This window comes from Corynebacterium callunae DSM 20147 (assembly GCF_000344785.1).
In the GTDB taxonomy this organism is placed as follows: domain Bacteria; phylum Actinomycetota; class Actinomycetes; order Mycobacteriales; family Mycobacteriaceae; genus Corynebacterium; species Corynebacterium callunae.
Genome location: NC_020506.1, coordinates 1,117,094 through 1,131,648 on the forward strand (window position 1 = coordinate 1,117,094; position 14,555 = coordinate 1,131,648).

The window sequence follows — 14,555 nt, forward strand, 5'->3', positions numbered from 1 at the left end:
CTGGTTGTTGGCACAAAGGCCTAGCACCCCAGTTGTAGCACTAATTTGTTGACAGTTCCCATTAAAATAACCTGTTAACCAATTAAATGCCACATGCGGGCGTAGGTACCTCCGGCAGACAGCAGCGTCTCGTGAGATCCATCTTCGATGATACGTCCTTGATCAACTACGAGGATACGATCGGCCCTACTTGCCGTCGCCAGGCGGTGCGCAACGATGATGCTCGTGCGACCTTGAGTGACCCTTTCAGAGGCATTCAAAATCACCATTTCAGTAGCAGGATCAAGTGTTGACGTCGCCTCATCTAACAACATAATTTCCGGCTCAATTAATTCCGCACGCGCTAAGGCGATGAGTTGGCGCTGGCCAGAGGATAGATTGCGGCCACGCTCACCGACATGATGGTTAAAACCATCCGGGATAGCAGCGATTGCGTTAAGGGCACCCACCCTGCGGGCCGCTGCCTCAATAGTGCTTTTCGACGCAAACCTGTCGCCGTAGGCAATATTTTCTGCGATTGTGCCACTGAAGAGGTAGGCCTCCTGTGGCACATGTCCGATCGTGCGCCTCCACTGCTTGAGTGGGAAGTCCGCGATGTTGATATCGCCCGCGCGCACACTACCCTCATTTGGGTCATAAAGACGTGAAATCAACTTCACTACAGTGGATTTTCCGGCACCAGTTGGGCCGACGATAGCCACAGTGGAACCTGGCTCAAAATCCACGGAGACATTACGCAGAATTGGGGTGTCAAGATAGCCAAAGGTGACGTCGACAAGCTCAATCTTTTGGGTGGCCGCGCTCTGAGCGCCAGTGTGGGTGCCGGCGTCGGGGACGCTGGGCTGAGTGGCCAGTAATTCGGTGATGCGGCGGAATCCCACAGCTGCTTGCTGATAGGAGTCAAAGATTTGGCTAAGTTGTTGGATCGGACCAAACATCAGGCCCATATAGAGCACAAAGGCCACCAAAACGCCGGTACTGATCTCACCGCGGGCAACTTGGACTGCGCCAAAGCCCAGTACGCCAGCCTGCGCGATTTCCGAGATAGCGCTGATGCCAGGGAAATAAATGGCAATCGCGGTTTGTGATTGGACTCGCAAACGACGGTACTCATCTGCCTCATGAGCGTAATTGGCGTTGACTTTATCTTCCATGCGGTGCATTTGAGCGGTACGCAAGCCTGCAATTGATTCATGAAAAACGGCATTCACCTGGCTGGATTGCTCGCGCGCGGCGGTATAAAGCCGGGAGCTAATGCGTCGGAAAATCAGCGTCAAAATCACGATCAGCGGCACAACAGAAAGAGCAGCCAAAGCCAAACTGAGATCAGTAAGCGCGAGCATGGCAACCACACCGACCAACGTGCCCACCGAAACCACTGTTTGGGCCAACCCTGTTTGCAGGAAAGAAGAGAGGTTATCGATATCGGTGGTCATGCGCGTCATGATGCGACCAGACATGGTGCGTTCAAAATAGTCCATGGACAAGCGCAAAAGGTGCACAAAGGAACGCAGGCGCAGTCCAAAGAGCAAACGTTCACCAGTACGAGCGGTAATGATGGTGTTGACCACGGCCGCCACCCAAGAAATCAGCACCACAATGGCACCGATAATGGCGATTACCCACAAGGTAGTGGTGTCCTGAGCTTGGACACCATTGTCGATGGCTTTGCGCATCAGTGTTGGGAAAGCCAAGTCCGCTGCAACGCCAACCAGAAGGAGTGCGATCACTCCGGCGATAAGCCAACGCACCTGCTTAAAGAGGTTGAGCAATTTGAAACCTTGGGTGCTGGTGCGCAGTCGGGTGACATCAACCTTGGGATCTTCGGTGGCAGGTGGGAGCGCCTCGATTTGAGCAAGGAGTTCCGGCGTAGCAGGCACCGCCATTCCGCGTCCACCACCACGGCCTCCGCCTCCGCCACCTGCGGGCTGCAAGATACGGTATTGCTTTTCAAATTTCACCTCCGGCCACAACTGCTCAGCAGCAGGTAGGGAAGTGGTGTGGGAGGTTTCATCATCAAGCTCAAACTCTGGAGCCTGTTCCTCTTTAAAGCCCATGGCCATCAAGTGCGCAAAGCGTTGATTTTGGCTCAGTTCTGCAAGAGTTCCATAGGCTGTGAGCTGACCTTTTTCCACCAATCCAACACGATCGCCAAGCTCCAGGGTGGAGTGACGGTGCGCCATGATGAAAATTGTGACATCCGAAAGCTCTTTTCTTAAAGCTTGGAAGATGCGGTCCTCAGTTGAAGCGTCGATAGCAGAGGTGGCGTCATCAAGCACCAGCACTCGGGGATGGGCCAGGAAAGCCCGGGCGAGTGCAATACGCTGGCGCTGCCCGCCAGAAAGGGTAAGTCCACGTTCGCCCACAACTTCTTCATAACCGTTCGGCAGCTCTGCGATGAAGTCATGTGCCTGCGCGAGCCGGGCTGCGTGCTCAATTTGTTCATCACTTGCGTCAATGCCCATGGCGATGTTCTCGCGGATGGAGGTTGAGTAGAGAAAGGGCTCATCAAATACAGCAATAAGGTTTTCCCGAATATCGGTGTCCTTAAGCTGTGGGAAGGGGAAAGTACCTGCGGCGTGGGTGAAGGAAATGTGGCCGGACGTTGGCTGATAAAACCCACCAGCTAATTGCACAGCCATGGTTTTGCCAGCGCCAGCTGGACCCACTAAAACAGTAGTCTCACCAGGCTTGATCTCTAGATCAAAGCCATTGAGCACTCCCTCAAACTCTACGTTTTCAAATTTCAAACCAAGGGGACCTGCTGGCAGCTGTGCGGGATCTGCCGGGTCTTCGTGGCTGGGTTTAAGGTCAATGACCTCAAAGATTCTTTCCACCGAGGACAACGCCAATTGAATGCGCATGAGCATGCCAGATAGGGACCTGGCCACCGCGGACAAACTGGTGAGATAAGAAGAAAAAGCCACAAAGGTACCGACGGTGATGTGGCCGGTCATAGCCAAATAACCGCCAGCCACGATGTTAAGTACTAGTGCAATCTGTGGCAGCTGCTCCACCATTGGGATAAATCGGGCGGTGAGGCGAGCGGTGCGCATGCGCTGGGCAAAAAGTTCACGAGCAGTTTTTTCTAGCTGCTCTACCTCACGGTCTTCTTGAGCAAAGGCTTTAACCACGCGAATACCGGTGACGGTTTCTTCCACATGGGTAGTCAAGTCTGCAGCCTTTTGTTGCGCTGACCAGGTGGACGCAAAAAGCGCGCGCCGGGAAAGGGCAACTGCCCACAACAAAAGCGGCACCAAAATGGCGGCGATAATAGTTAAGGGTGGAGAAATTGCCACCATAATGGCCAAGGTCAGCACCAATTTGATGACGTTGCCAATGAGCATAGGCAACATGGCAACCAAACCCTGCACCATGTTGATATCTGAAATAGACCGGCTGACAACTTGGCCAGTTCGAATATTGTCTTGGCCGGGACCGTCCAAGCGCTGCAAAGAACGCATAGTGTGCAAACGAATATCGTGCTGCACCCCGATGCTCAATTTGCCCGCGGTATAGCGCCTGCCAAATTGGCTGACATAACGAGCCAAGGCCAGCACAATAATGAGCGTAATAACGCCGGCTAGCACGCTCAAGCCACTGGGCGTCCACCTCTCAACCACAGTGGTGGTCAGCGTATCGCCGGTATTACCCAACGCAATGTCGATCGCGCCACCGGTGAGAAGTGGGAGGGTGAGTTCAAAAAGCGTGGCTGCAATCGCGGAAATTATTGTTAGCGAGGTCAGCCACGGCCGTTCCCACGCCACCGCTATCAGCTGCCGGATACGGTTTGGGGAGCGAGTTGACGCTTTTGTGGCGCTACTGGCTGAGGTTGCTTTGGTGGCGTGGTTGCTCAAATACGTGCCTTTCAAAAAGGGGAGGGAACTACAGGTGGAGGAGGTCCTTTCCGTGGGGGTCGTTGCAGTTGCTAGCGGTTTAGAAGCTGGAAGGTACAGGACCTAAGGAATCGTAGGCATTGCCGATGGTCTTTTTAGCCATCTTGCGGTTTGCCAGGGTGCCCATTACAGCACCAATACCCAAAGGCAGAATCTTGCCAATCCATGCTTTACGGAATTGCTTGCCAATGCGGTTGAGACCAAATTTGAGCAAGCGGCTATTAACTTCAACGAGGTTTCCTACCCGCAGGCGGGAAATGGCGATTCCAGGAACCTTGGAAGGCTTGGAAATATCGCCCACTGTGGCATCCACAATGGCGGTGCCAGAAGCTCCCAACAAGACCACCAACACTAGGGCTCGGCGGCGCTCAGAATGATTGATATCAATTCCGCGCAGGTGAGCTGAAGCCATGGTGTAGAAAGCTGCTGCATCCAGGAACACCAGGGATTCAGCGCCAACGGCGAGCGCGCCGGTGACAAAACCAATGCCAGGAACGGCAGCGGCTACGCCTACACCTGCGCCAGAACCAGTGGCCAGGCGCATAAAGTGCTTATCAATAAGCACCTGAATCTCGGCAGGATTGGCCTTAGGGTTTTGTTTACGCAACCAGTTGACATATCCCTCAATGACGCTGGTTTGCATATCTACCGCTTTATCGAGCGCAGCAATGAGGTATTTCCCACCGAAACCGGCGTTTTCTTCGAGAGTCATGGGATCGGATCCGAGGGCATCGGTGATGATCTTGGATTCAGACATATCAGTACCTCCTAGTGCTTAAGCTGATTTACTTGGAGAACTCCTCCGCAGCAATAATCTGCTCTTCGGTAGGACGAACTCCGGTGTACAAGTGGAACTGCTCGGCAGCTTGCAGTGCTGCTACCTCTCCGCCATCGATGGTTGCTTTGCCCATAGACCGAGCCAACTTAATAAGTGGGGTCTCAATAGGAAATGCAACGCAGTCAAAAACTACATCGGCTCGGGAAACTTCATCCTCGCTGAAAGATACAACGTCTGCATCAGGGCCATTCATTCCCAGCGGCGTGACATTGACCAGGAGGCGAGCAGTTTCTGGAACCGTGGAGGAGTAGTCCCAATTATAACGAGATGCCAGCGCAGCGCCGGTTTCGTGATTGCGCGCCACAACAGTTCCGTGTAGACCAAAATCAGCCAAAGCCGCCGCAACTGCATTGGCCATTCCACCAGAGCCCTTGATAGCCACTGGGAGTGCCGGATCAACGTTGTGCTTTTCCAAGAGGAGATAGACAGCGGTGTAATCGGTGTTATATCCGGTGAGGTGTCCATCGTTATTGACAATGGTGTTGACGGAACGGATGCGCTCAGCAGAAGGATCGAGTGCGTCGATCAGGGGGATGACATCACTCTTATAAGGCATTGAAACGCCAGCTCCGCGGATATTTAGTCCGCGGATACCGGCGACTGCAGCGGTGATGTCCGCAGGGGCGACCGCCTTATAAAGGAAGTTCAGGCCCAATTCAGCATAAAGCCAGTTGTGGAAGCGAACACCGTGGTTAGATGGGCGAGCTGCAAGTGAGATACACAGGGTGGTGTCCCTGTCGACGCGGTTTACCATGGAAGCAACTTTATACGTCTTCCAAGGCTTCCTCGTAGAACTTCCTATTTGAGCTTCATAAACGGCGTTTCTTAAAAGGCTATTTGCTTGATTCTTTTAGCTCGTTGGCACCAAATTGGGAGGCTAGATTGTTTGCATGGGACACAAATTGCTGCCTAGATATTAATGCACGTTTATGCGTACCGGCGCCTTGTACGGTATCCCCAGCGGTGACAATTACCTTCCATTCAACAGAGCGCTTTCCGACGCCCACTACCTCAACCTTGACTTCTAGGGTTGCGCCCTCAGTTGCTGGGGCGTCATGGGAGATATCAATACCGACACCAAGGCTAATGGTGTTGTCATCAGAGATGGAGTCTTTAAGGTGCTCCATGCAAGCCCATTCGATGAGGCCCACAAAAAAGCCGGTGGCGAAAACTCGGGGCATAGCCGAGAATAGCTCGGATTCAGGGTAAAGATCAGGCACAGCTTTGTTGTCCGGGACGACGTATTCAAAAGTGAAAGTATCGCCGATCTTGATAGGACCATTTTCTGCAAGATTAAGTGTCATGAAAGTGAAGTATAGCTACCTTTCTCTTATATCGTTGCTTGGATCACATCAGTTAATTTCCGGCTAAATTCGTTGCCAGCTTAGATATTGAGGCCTAGCCTTGGGATTATGAATGGTTCAGCGTGGATTCCTCGGGATTCAGTGCGCATAGCAAATAGCGCTGCCGGTTCAATGTTGGCGAATGAAATGGTGATTCCCACCGAAACTGGTTTTGTCAAGGGTGTTAAAGGTCCCGGACTTAAAACCTGGCGTGGCATTCCCTATGGTCGAAACACCGGTGGAAAATATCGTTTTCGTGCACCACGTCCCGCAAAAAAGTGGGATGGCATTCGTGATTGCTCCATGTTCGGTGAGGTTGCAGTCCAACCCACATATTCGTGGACAGATAAGGTTCGTGGCTCTGAAGATTGCTTGAATCTTGACATTGTGCGACCAGACTCCACTGAAAAACTCCCAGTGGTGGTCTATCTCCACGGAGGTTCTTATATTATGGGCTCCTCCAGTGAAAAGGCATTGCGGGGATATGACCTGGTTAAGAACATGAATGTGGTTTATGTGTCGATTAATTTTCGACTCGGTGCACTCGGCTATCTGGATCTGCGCTCAGTAGGAGAAGACTGCGTAGCCAACCCGTCATTGCATGATCAACTGTTGGCTTTGCGATGGGTACAGAAAAACATCGCTGGTTTTGGTGGCGATCCTGAAAACATCACCTTGATGGGGGAGTCTGCCGGAGCCGCCGCTGTAGTTACTTTGATGTGTGTTCCTGCAGCACATGGACTTTTTCACCGCGCAATCGTGCAATCTGCACCCATTGCATCTGTACATTCCACAGTGCAATCAAAGTTTTGGGCTCGTGAACTTATTTACCGAATGGCCTTGCCCCGCGAGACAACCCTCAAAGAACTACGCCAAGAAGATGCAGCTGACCTGGTGCGCGCCGGGCAATCCATGATGTGGCGCTCTGGTGAGTTATTGCAGCTTAATTCTTGTTATGGACCCACTGTGGATGGCTCCCTACTGCCAGATCATCCTTTAAGCATGTTTGAACAGGGCCTTCAGATGCGCATTCCACTGATCATCGGCACGAATGATGGAGAGACCTCATTTTCCAAAGCCTTTTATTTGCGCAGCTCAGCCCGGCGTCGAGCAGCGCTGCGGATGTTGTCGGTTTTTGATCCAGACCATGCTCCCGCAGTTGTGGAGGCTTATGATGGGGCCGAATCTCGCGCTGAGTTTGCAGATTTGCTTGCCGACGCACTCTTTTGGGCGCCTTCCATCAGACTGGCCCAATCTCACGCACTAAGTGATGAACCAACTTGGATGTATCGCTTTGATTATGCGCCTGATTCCATGAGGAAATTAGGCCTGGGCGCTATCCATTCCTTTGAACTAAATGCGGTTTTTGGCGATCATGAATCTTCCCGCTCAATGAGTTTGGCAAAAATTGGTGGTGGCATGGATGACTTGGAGGAAATTACCCAGTTAGTTCAGCACCACTGGAAGGAATTTATCTATACAGGAAAGCCTGGAAAATCCTGGTCACCCTACCGAGGGGGTACTGATCAGGAACCCGCCCGCGGAACTTTTGTCATTGATAGAAATTCCCGAATCGCTTGGGATCCACGTCAAGAAAAACGCTTGGCTTGGGAGAATTATGACATGTTGGAGTGGGGTACAGGTCGGCCCGATCTAGCAGATGAACTTGACTTCATAAAGGTCGATGAAGAGGTGGAAGAGCCTCAATTGCGGTGGTTGGGATTGATGCAAATGTTTGGGAGCAGATAAATTTTTGCTGCAATAATTAATAATGTTCTTTGGGGGTGTGATTTCCTAGGCACAGATTCCTTGTGAGCGCTAGGCTAGGCGACAGTGTCTGAGGGGACGTCCCCAGCACAAACCAGATGGAAGGTCATCAGAACATGAGCTTTTTCGAGGACATCGCAGCTGGGCTTGATAGTGATGGTATCGAGTCCCGCGTTAATGGCGACACAATGTTCGTTCCGATCACCTCTGACTTGGAGATCCAGTTTGTGGAGATCGATTCCCTTTTGCCTGCTGCCAATGTTTATATTGCGGCAGCCAATGTTGATGAGGATGACGAGGACTTTGAAGCCGTTTTAGTTTCGGTGGTGTTTTCTGTTGAGGATGCTGTTGCAGCGGTTGCTAAGCATGTTGCTACCGACCAGGTGGTGACGGTGCTAAGGGATCTACTTGAAGGTACTGATGAGCGTCTTCAGGATCTGGAGTTCTTCCAGGATTCACTTAATGCAAATCTGGTTCGTGCAGAAGTTGGCCAAAATTCTGAGCTGCAGGTGCTCGTTGAGGTCGAAGATGGTGTTCCCACCGCAACCGTGAACTTTATTGCGATTGGTGAGTCCTTTGAGGACTTGGTTGACCAGGCTATTGAAGAGCTATGGGAGGCTGACGGCGATGCAGTTCTTTCCGAGGAAGATCGTCAGCGGATGTTTGCTGATCTCACCTCGGAATTAGAGCTTGCTACCGATGAGGTTTTGGATCTGGGTACTTTCACCGATTTTGATCGTCTTTTTGACATCCTCTCCCTAGCCGATGATCAGGCCGAAGATTGGGAAGCTCAACTTGTTCCTTTTGATGAGGAAGAGTTTGATGAACCAGATGTCTACGATCTCTTTGTTGACGATTCCATCGAAGAAGAACTCGAAGGCGATCTTGACGAAGATAATGACGAGGACGATGACGACTTCGAAGAAGATGAAGATGATGACGAGGAAGAAAAAGACAAGCTTAAGTAGTCTTTAGATCCTTAAATCTCCCACCCAATGCGTCCTGTTTTAAGCAGGACGTATTTTTATGCCGCATGTGGGGCGTGTTGGAAAAGCGAGGCAGGGGAGTAGACGGGACGAAAATCTGCATCAACTAGCCAGCAGAAGGTGGGGGTTGGTTCGTCGATAAGCTCATGGACGCTGTGCGTGCCTGCATTATTAAGCAGCGCTCGGATCCAGCCCTCGGCCAATTTGGAGGACACCTTAAAGCCCTCTGGGCTGCTGATGCGTGCGGTGATGAGGTAAGCGGGTTCGCGGGTGGCGCCTGCTTCTTTGACAATGCGACGTGCAGCAGGTCCGGCGCGGTGGCGGGAAAGTGTGAGCTTAAGTTGATCATGGCCGGCCAAAGTTGGGAGTGTAAGGCTTGGTGGCCGCCAAGTTGGTATGGCTCGGGCAAGTGAGCGTGGGTGGCGCATCATGGAGTGGATATCGCTTAGGGCGCCGGGAAAAACTTCGATGAGAAGCTCGGCATAACGAGCTGGGGAAATGATAGAGGAAAGGGTGCGGTTCAAGTGGGTGATCATGGCTGTGAGTATAGGACTGAACTCGGACATGCATTCGAAAATTCTAAGAACATGTGTTCGATAAATTCTTTAAAATACTGGTCAGCTGGCTAAAAGTTTAAGCTAGGGCTAGCCTTGACATTCGATATGTCGAACCTCAAAATTGAACCTGAATCCAAGCCCAAGATCCCGGAGCAGATCTGGGTGTTGGTTGTTGCCGCCTTTATTATTGCCCTAGGGTATGGCCTTATTGCTCCGATTTTGCCGCAATTTGTGGTCACTTTTGATGTCAGTTTGGCAGCTGCTAGTGCCGTGGTCTCGGTTTTTGCGGGCGCACGATTGTTCTTTGCTCCGATGTCGGGGCGTTTGGTGGATAAGCTCGGTAGCCGCCGGGTATATCTCACTGGTCTTGTCACTGTTGCTATAACTACTGGCTTGGTGTCAATTACACAGGAATATTGGCAGATTATTTTGCTGCGCGGAATTGCCGGCATCGGTTCCACCATGTTCACGGTTTCTGCGATGGGGCTCATCGTAAGGATGGCGCCGGTAGAAATTCGCGGTCGGTGTTCTTCGGTTTATGCCAGTGCATTTTTGTTCGGCAATATTATCGGGCCGGTCGTAGGGGCAGGTTTGTCAGCGCTGGGTATGCGGTGGCCTTTTTTCATCTACGGCGTTTCTGTTGGCCTAGCCGCACTGATGGTGTGGTCGCGTATGCCCAAGATCAATGATTCCCTGAAAAACCGAGGTCAGGTGGTTCAAGAACCACTGGGCTTTGCCGAAGCAATTAAGGATTCCGCTTATCGCTCAGCTTTGGTGGGTGCTTTTGCCAATGGCTGGTCAAACTTTGGCGTAAGAGTTGCCACGCTGCCACTTTTTGCCGCCGCGTATTTCAGTAGTGGAGCTGCTGTAGCTGGTTTTGCCATGGCAGCCTTTGCAGCTGGCAATGCTGTGTGTTTGCAATTTGCTGGTGACTTTTCAGATCGGGTGGGCCGCAAGCCTTTGATCATTGCAGGTCTTATAAGCAATGGTATTTTCACGTCATTGCTGGCCTTTGGCCATGAAGTATGGCTATTTATCGTGATCTCCGCGTTGGCCGGCGCTGGAGCTGGTTTGCTCAACCCCAGCCAGCAGGCAGTTTTGGCAGACGTTATTGATTCCCGTCCGGGAGGCAAAGTACTGGCTAACTTCCAAATGGCGCAGGACTTTGGTGCAATTATCGGACCAATTTTGGTTGGGTATATCGCAGCGCATGTGGGCTTCCAAGCAGGATTTATGCTCAGTGGCCTCATCAGTATTATCGCTGCGGTGGTATGGATCTTTGGCCGTGAAACCCTGCCAAAAGCAAAGGTAGAAAAATTATGACGGCACCAATTGCGGAAAACAGAGCCTGGAAAGCACTGGGGGCATTAAGTGTCGGTCTTTTCCTGACTCTATTGGACCAATCTTTGGTCGCGGTGGCCCTACCTAAGATTCAGGAAGATTTGGATGCCTCGCTTAATCAAGCGGTGTGGGTATCAGCTGTTTATCTTTTAACTTTTGCGGTGCCACTTCTTATCACTGGTAGGTTGGGCGACCGTTTTGGGCAGCGGAATGTGTATCTAGCTGGCATGACGCTTTTTACCGCAGCAGCTGTGGCCTGTGTTTTTGCACCCAGCATTGAGTTGCTCATCTTGGCCCGCGCAATTCAGGGCCTGGGTGGATCTTTGTTAAACCCGCAGCCTTTGAGCATTATTCACCGAATTTTTGCTCATGATCGCAGAGGTGCTGCCACTGGTGTGTGGAGTGCGGTGGCTTCTTCGGCAGGATTGTTTGGGCCAGTACTTGGTGGCGTGTTGGTGGGCTGGATCAGTTGGCGTGCAGTGTTTATGGTCTATGTGCCCCTCGGCTTGATCTCTATCTTTATGGTGGCCAGATATGTGCCCAAGTTGCCCACTGGCACCTCAAAGATTGATTGGCTTTCTGGGCTGGTTTCACTGATCGCAGTTTTGGGAGTGGTGGTTGCACTCCAACAAGGTCCAGAACTTGGATGGAGTGTGTGGATTTGGGTCAGCCTGGCTATTGGATTGCTCGCAGCCGCGCTTTTTGTGTGGATGCAAAGACATTCTCATGCGCCACTAATGCCACTGCGGCTTTTTGAAACCCGAAACTTTTCTCTCGGCGCTTTTGCGGTGTTCAGCCTGGGCTTTACGGTCTATTCGGTAAACCTGCCGATTATGTTGTATCTGCAAACTGGCCAGGGCTTGTCTTCGCAGGTTGCGGGGCTGTTTTTGGTCCCCATGGGCGTGATTTCGGTGATTATGTCACCAATTATTGGTGGGGTGGTGGATAAGGTTGCGCCTGGAACAATCTCTAAAATCGGCTTCGGCTCACTGATTTTAGCTATGGCACTTTTCACAATCTTGATGTTCCAAGATGCAACGCCTGCCTGGCTGCTCATCCCCATTGTGTTCTTTGGCATTGCCACCGCCATGAGCTTTGCTCCCAACTCAGCAATTTCCCTGCGGGATGTGCCTTCAGATTTGGTGGGTTCAGCCTCTGGTTTTTATAACACGTCTCGGCAGGTGGGTGCTGTTTTGGGCGCTGCGACCTTGGGTGCTGTGATGCAAATGGGTGTAGGCACGGTGTCTTTTGAAATAGCCATGGCTTTGGCTATCGCTACGACACTCGTGCCCCTCATCTGTAGTTTCTTAGCGATGAGCCAATTTAAATAGCAGCACCCAGTTCAGCGCGGGCTTTTTCAGCTGCGGCTACCAATACCTTCAGCGCTGCCTCAACCTCAGGCCAACCACGGGTTTTGAGGCCACAGTCTGGGTTGACCCAGAGCTGGCGTGGGGAAACTGACTGCAAGGCAGCATCCAACAGGCCAGAAACCTCGGAAAGTGCAGGCACGCGAGGGGAGTGGATATCCCACACACCAGGTCCCACGCCGAGTTCAAAGCCGGAGGACTTTAGCGCGGAAAGTACTTGCATATCGGAGCGAGCTGCTTCGATGGTGGTGACATCGGCATCCAGCGCAATTACCGAGGAAATAACCTCGTTGAATTCGGAGTAGCACATGTGGGTATGGATCTGTACCTCATCCGGTGCACCAGCGGTGGCCAGACGGAAGGAATCCACAGACCACTTCAGGTATGCCGGCTTATCAGCTTCACGCAGTGGCAAAAGCTCGCGGATAGCGGGTTCATCAACCTGGATGATTTGGGCACCGGCTGCAATAAGATCTGCGATCTCTGCACGCAGTGCCAATGCAACTTCATCAGCGGTAGCAGCCAAAGGCTGATCATCACGCACAAAGGACCACGCCAGGATGGTGACAGGTCCGGTGAGCATGCCCTTGACGTGCTTCTTGGTCAGGCTCTGGGCATATTCAAACCAGGAAACGGTCATTGGAGCTGGGCGGGACACATTGCCAAAGAGCACTGGTGGGCGCACACAACGGGAGCCGTAGCTTTGTACCCAACCATTGGCGGTGACTAGGAAGCCGTCGAGGAGCTCGGCGAAGTACTGCACCATGTCATTGCGCTCTGGTTCACCATGTACCAGTACGTCGAGGCCAAGTTCTTCCTGCTTCTTAATAACCAGATCGATTTCACCGCGCATTGCTTCTTCATATTCCGCCTGGGTCAAAGCGCCGGAACGCAGACGCGCACGCGCGGATCGAATAGCAGGAGTTTGCGGGAAGGAACCAATGGTGGTGGTAGGAAGTGCTGGCAGCTGCAAAGCTTCTTCCTGCAGCGCAACGCGGGTGGCAAAGCTGCCACGCGCACGACCTGGCAGCTCCTGAGTGCTGGCCGCAGTACGGGCAGAGGTGCGTCGAGAAGCAAGGGCGGTGGAGGCGGCATCAAAGGCTGCGGTATCGATATTGCCAGCCAGGGCCTGTGCAAGCAGGGCTACTTCGCGGATTTTCTCAGCGCCAAAGGCCAGCCAATCGCGCACCTCGGTGTCGATATTTGGCTCGGCGTCCAGGGAATAAGGAACGTGGAGCAGGGAACAGGAGGTTGAAACCGCAATAGGGCCACGGGCTGCCAGGCGCTTGAGGCTGGCGAAGGCGGCGCAGAGATCGGTGCGCCACACATTACGGCCATCAACAATGCCTGCTACCAACAGTTCCTCGCCCTTCCAAGCCTCCAAAGCGGTAATGCCATGGGTTACTAGATCCACGCCAATTGCGCCGAGGCCGATGCCAGCGAGGGTCTCTAAAGCCTGGTCACCGGAACCAAAGTAGGTGTTGACAAAGATACCTTCGCGCGCAGCTAACTTCTGATAGCCAGCGCGGACCTGGGCCAAGAGCTCGGCGGAAAGGTCAGTGACCAGCGCTGGCTCATCGATTTGCACCCATTCAGAATCCAAGGACTGCAGCAAACGGCCATAGACCTCAAAAAGTTCAGACAGGTGATCGAGCGGATCAGAACCATCGGTGGTGCGGGAAAGGGAAAGGAAAGTCAGTGGGCCAATGAGTACGGGGCGCGCATTAACGCCACGCACCTGCTGGCAGTGGAGATCCTCAATCAATGCGGAAGCATCAAGGACAAAACGAGTATCTGCAGCAAGCTCAGGAACCAAATAGTGGTAATTGGTATCAAACCACTTGGTCATGGCCTGCGCTGGTTGCTCGGCGGTACCGCGAGCGGCAGCAAAATAACGATCGATCCACAGGGGGAGACCATCATTGGCGTGATCGGGGATGGAATCAAAACGTGCAGGTAGCACACCCAAAAATGCTGCGGTATCGAGCATTGCGTCATAGTAGGAACGCCCCGCAAAAGGCACCGAATCTAGGTCGGTGAGGGCATCGGATGCGGAGTTGACCAGCTGGCGGGCGGTCTGCGCGAGGGCGCGACCATCAGTGGTGCCATTCCAAAAGCCTTCGAGAGCGAACTTTAGTTCACGCTTCGCTCCGATACGGGGAAGGCCTGCGACGGTGGAAGAAAAATTGGAAGTCATGAAATCAGACTTTCTGCTTGAGCCGAACGTGCGGATCCCGGCTAGGACGCACGGCAATCCCTGGGGACTTCTCCGATTGTGGGTGCGGGAAATCGCGGGGTGTGCAGAAAGCTGCCCCGGGGGTTTCCTCATCCATTTATCGAGGTCGTCCCACCTACCGCGCTGTGCGCGTTCCTCATCATCCGGGGCTCCAGGGAGAGGATCAAAGGTGAACCGATTGCGATTCCCACCAAACACTAGACTGCTTAGTCTGTCAAGGGTTA

10 protein-coding genes are annotated in these 14,555 nt (G+C 52.6%); 4 read left to right on the forward strand and 6 right to left on the reverse strand.

The features are described from left to right. Positions 1 to 74: 74 nt before the first annotated feature. From H924_RS05355 to H924_RS05370, 4 genes are all read right to left on the reverse strand, one after another. The gene (locus tag H924_RS05355; protein ID WP_029703151.1) at positions 75 to 3,785 is read right to left on the reverse strand and encodes an ABC transporter ATP-binding protein; all 3,711 of its coding nucleotides are present in this window, start codon (positions 3,783 to 3,785) and stop codon (positions 75 to 77) included. Between the two features lie 151 nt (positions 3,786 to 3,936). Then, positions 3,937 to 4,653 carry a hypothetical protein gene (locus H924_RS05360; RefSeq protein WP_015650945.1) on the reverse strand — a complete coding sequence of 239 codons (717 nt, stop codon included), beginning with the start codon at positions 4,651 to 4,653 and terminating at the stop codon, positions 3,937 to 3,939. A gap of 28 nt (positions 4,654 to 4,681) precedes the next feature. Then, on the reverse strand, positions 4,682 to 5,488 hold the full coding sequence (locus tag H924_RS05365) for a shikimate 5-dehydrogenase (RefSeq protein ID WP_015650946.1): 807 nt from the start codon (positions 5,486 to 5,488) through the stop codon (positions 4,682 to 4,684). A gap of 79 nt (positions 5,489 to 5,567) precedes the next feature. After that, positions 5,568 to 6,038: a thioesterase family protein gene (locus H924_RS05370; protein ID WP_015650947.1), complete on the reverse strand. Its 471-nt coding sequence runs from the start codon at positions 6,036 to 6,038 to the stop codon at positions 5,568 to 5,570. A gap of 108 nt (positions 6,039 to 6,146) precedes the next feature. On the opposite strand from H924_RS05370, the gene H924_RS05375 reads away from it, so the two are divergent. Next, complete coding sequence (locus H924_RS05375) at positions 6,147 to 7,826, forward strand: carboxylesterase/lipase family protein (RefSeq protein ID WP_015650948.1); 1,680 nt, start codon at positions 6,147 to 6,149, stop codon at positions 7,824 to 7,826. Between the two features lie 134 nt (positions 7,827 to 7,960). Next, positions 7,961 to 8,812 carry a hypothetical protein gene (locus H924_RS05380; RefSeq protein ID WP_015650949.1) on the forward strand — a complete coding sequence of 284 codons (852 nt, stop codon included), beginning with the start codon at positions 7,961 to 7,963 and terminating at the stop codon, positions 8,810 to 8,812. 56 nt (positions 8,813 to 8,868) lie between these two features. Here the strand turns inward: H924_RS05380 and H924_RS05385 are convergent, their stop codons facing one another. Continuing rightward, positions 8,869 to 9,366, reverse strand: coding sequence for a hypothetical protein (locus H924_RS05385; protein WP_029703149.1), 498 nt, complete (start codon positions 9,364 to 9,366; stop codon positions 8,869 to 8,871). Positions 9,367 to 9,492: 126 nt separating this feature from the next. Between H924_RS05385 and H924_RS05390 the strand changes: the two genes are divergently transcribed. Further along, positions 9,493 to 10,710: an MFS transporter gene (locus H924_RS05390; RefSeq protein ID WP_015650951.1), complete on the forward strand. Its 1,218-nt coding sequence runs from the start codon at positions 9,493 to 9,495 to the stop codon at positions 10,708 to 10,710. Continuing rightward, on the forward strand, positions 10,707 to 12,059 hold the full coding sequence (locus H924_RS05395; RefSeq protein WP_015650952.1) for a DHA2 family efflux MFS transporter permease subunit: 1,353 nt from the start codon (positions 10,707 to 10,709) through the stop codon (positions 12,057 to 12,059). Before H924_RS05390 ends, H924_RS05395 begins: the two co-directional genes overlap by 4 nt. On the opposite strand, the gene metE is transcribed toward H924_RS05395, so the two are convergent. Beyond that, positions 12,052 to 14,292: a 5-methyltetrahydropteroyltriglutamate--homocysteine S-methyltransferase gene (gene metE, locus H924_RS05400; RefSeq protein ID WP_015650953.1), complete on the reverse strand. Its 2,241-nt coding sequence runs from the start codon at positions 14,290 to 14,292 to the stop codon at positions 12,052 to 12,054. The genes H924_RS05395 and metE overlap by 8 nt on opposite strands. Positions 14,293 to 14,555: the final 263 nt, after the last annotated feature.

Coding starts and splice junctions, on each gene's coding strand:
- H924_RS05360 (WP_015650945.1), bottom strand. CDS start 4,653: ATGTCTGAATCCAAGATCATCACCGATGCCCTCGGATCCGATCCCATG.
- H924_RS05365 (WP_015650946.1), bottom strand. CDS start 5,488: ATGGTAAACCGCGTCGACAGGGACACCACCCTGTGTATCTCACTTGCA.
- H924_RS05370 (WP_015650947.1), bottom strand. CDS start 6,038: ATGACACTTAATCTTGCAGAAAATGGTCCTATCAAGATCGGCGATACT.
- H924_RS05375 (WP_015650948.1), top strand. CDS start 6,147: ATGAATGGTTCAGCGTGGATTCCTCGGGATTCAGTGCGCATAGCAAAT.
- H924_RS05380 (WP_015650949.1), top strand. CDS start 7,961: ATGAGCTTTTTCGAGGACATCGCAGCTGGGCTTGATAGTGATGGTATC.
- H924_RS05385 (WP_029703149.1), bottom strand. CDS start 9,366: ATGATCACCCACTTGAACCGCACCCTTTCCTCTATCATTTCCCCAGCT.
- H924_RS05390 (WP_015650951.1), top strand. CDS start 9,493: ATGTCGAACCTCAAAATTGAACCTGAATCCAAGCCCAAGATCCCGGAG.
- H924_RS05395 (WP_015650952.1), top strand. CDS start 10,707: ATGACGGCACCAATTGCGGAAAACAGAGCCTGGAAAGCACTGGGGGCA.
- metE (WP_015650953.1), bottom strand. CDS start 14,292: ATGACTTCCAATTTTTCTTCCACCGTCGCAGGCCTTCCCCGTATCGGA.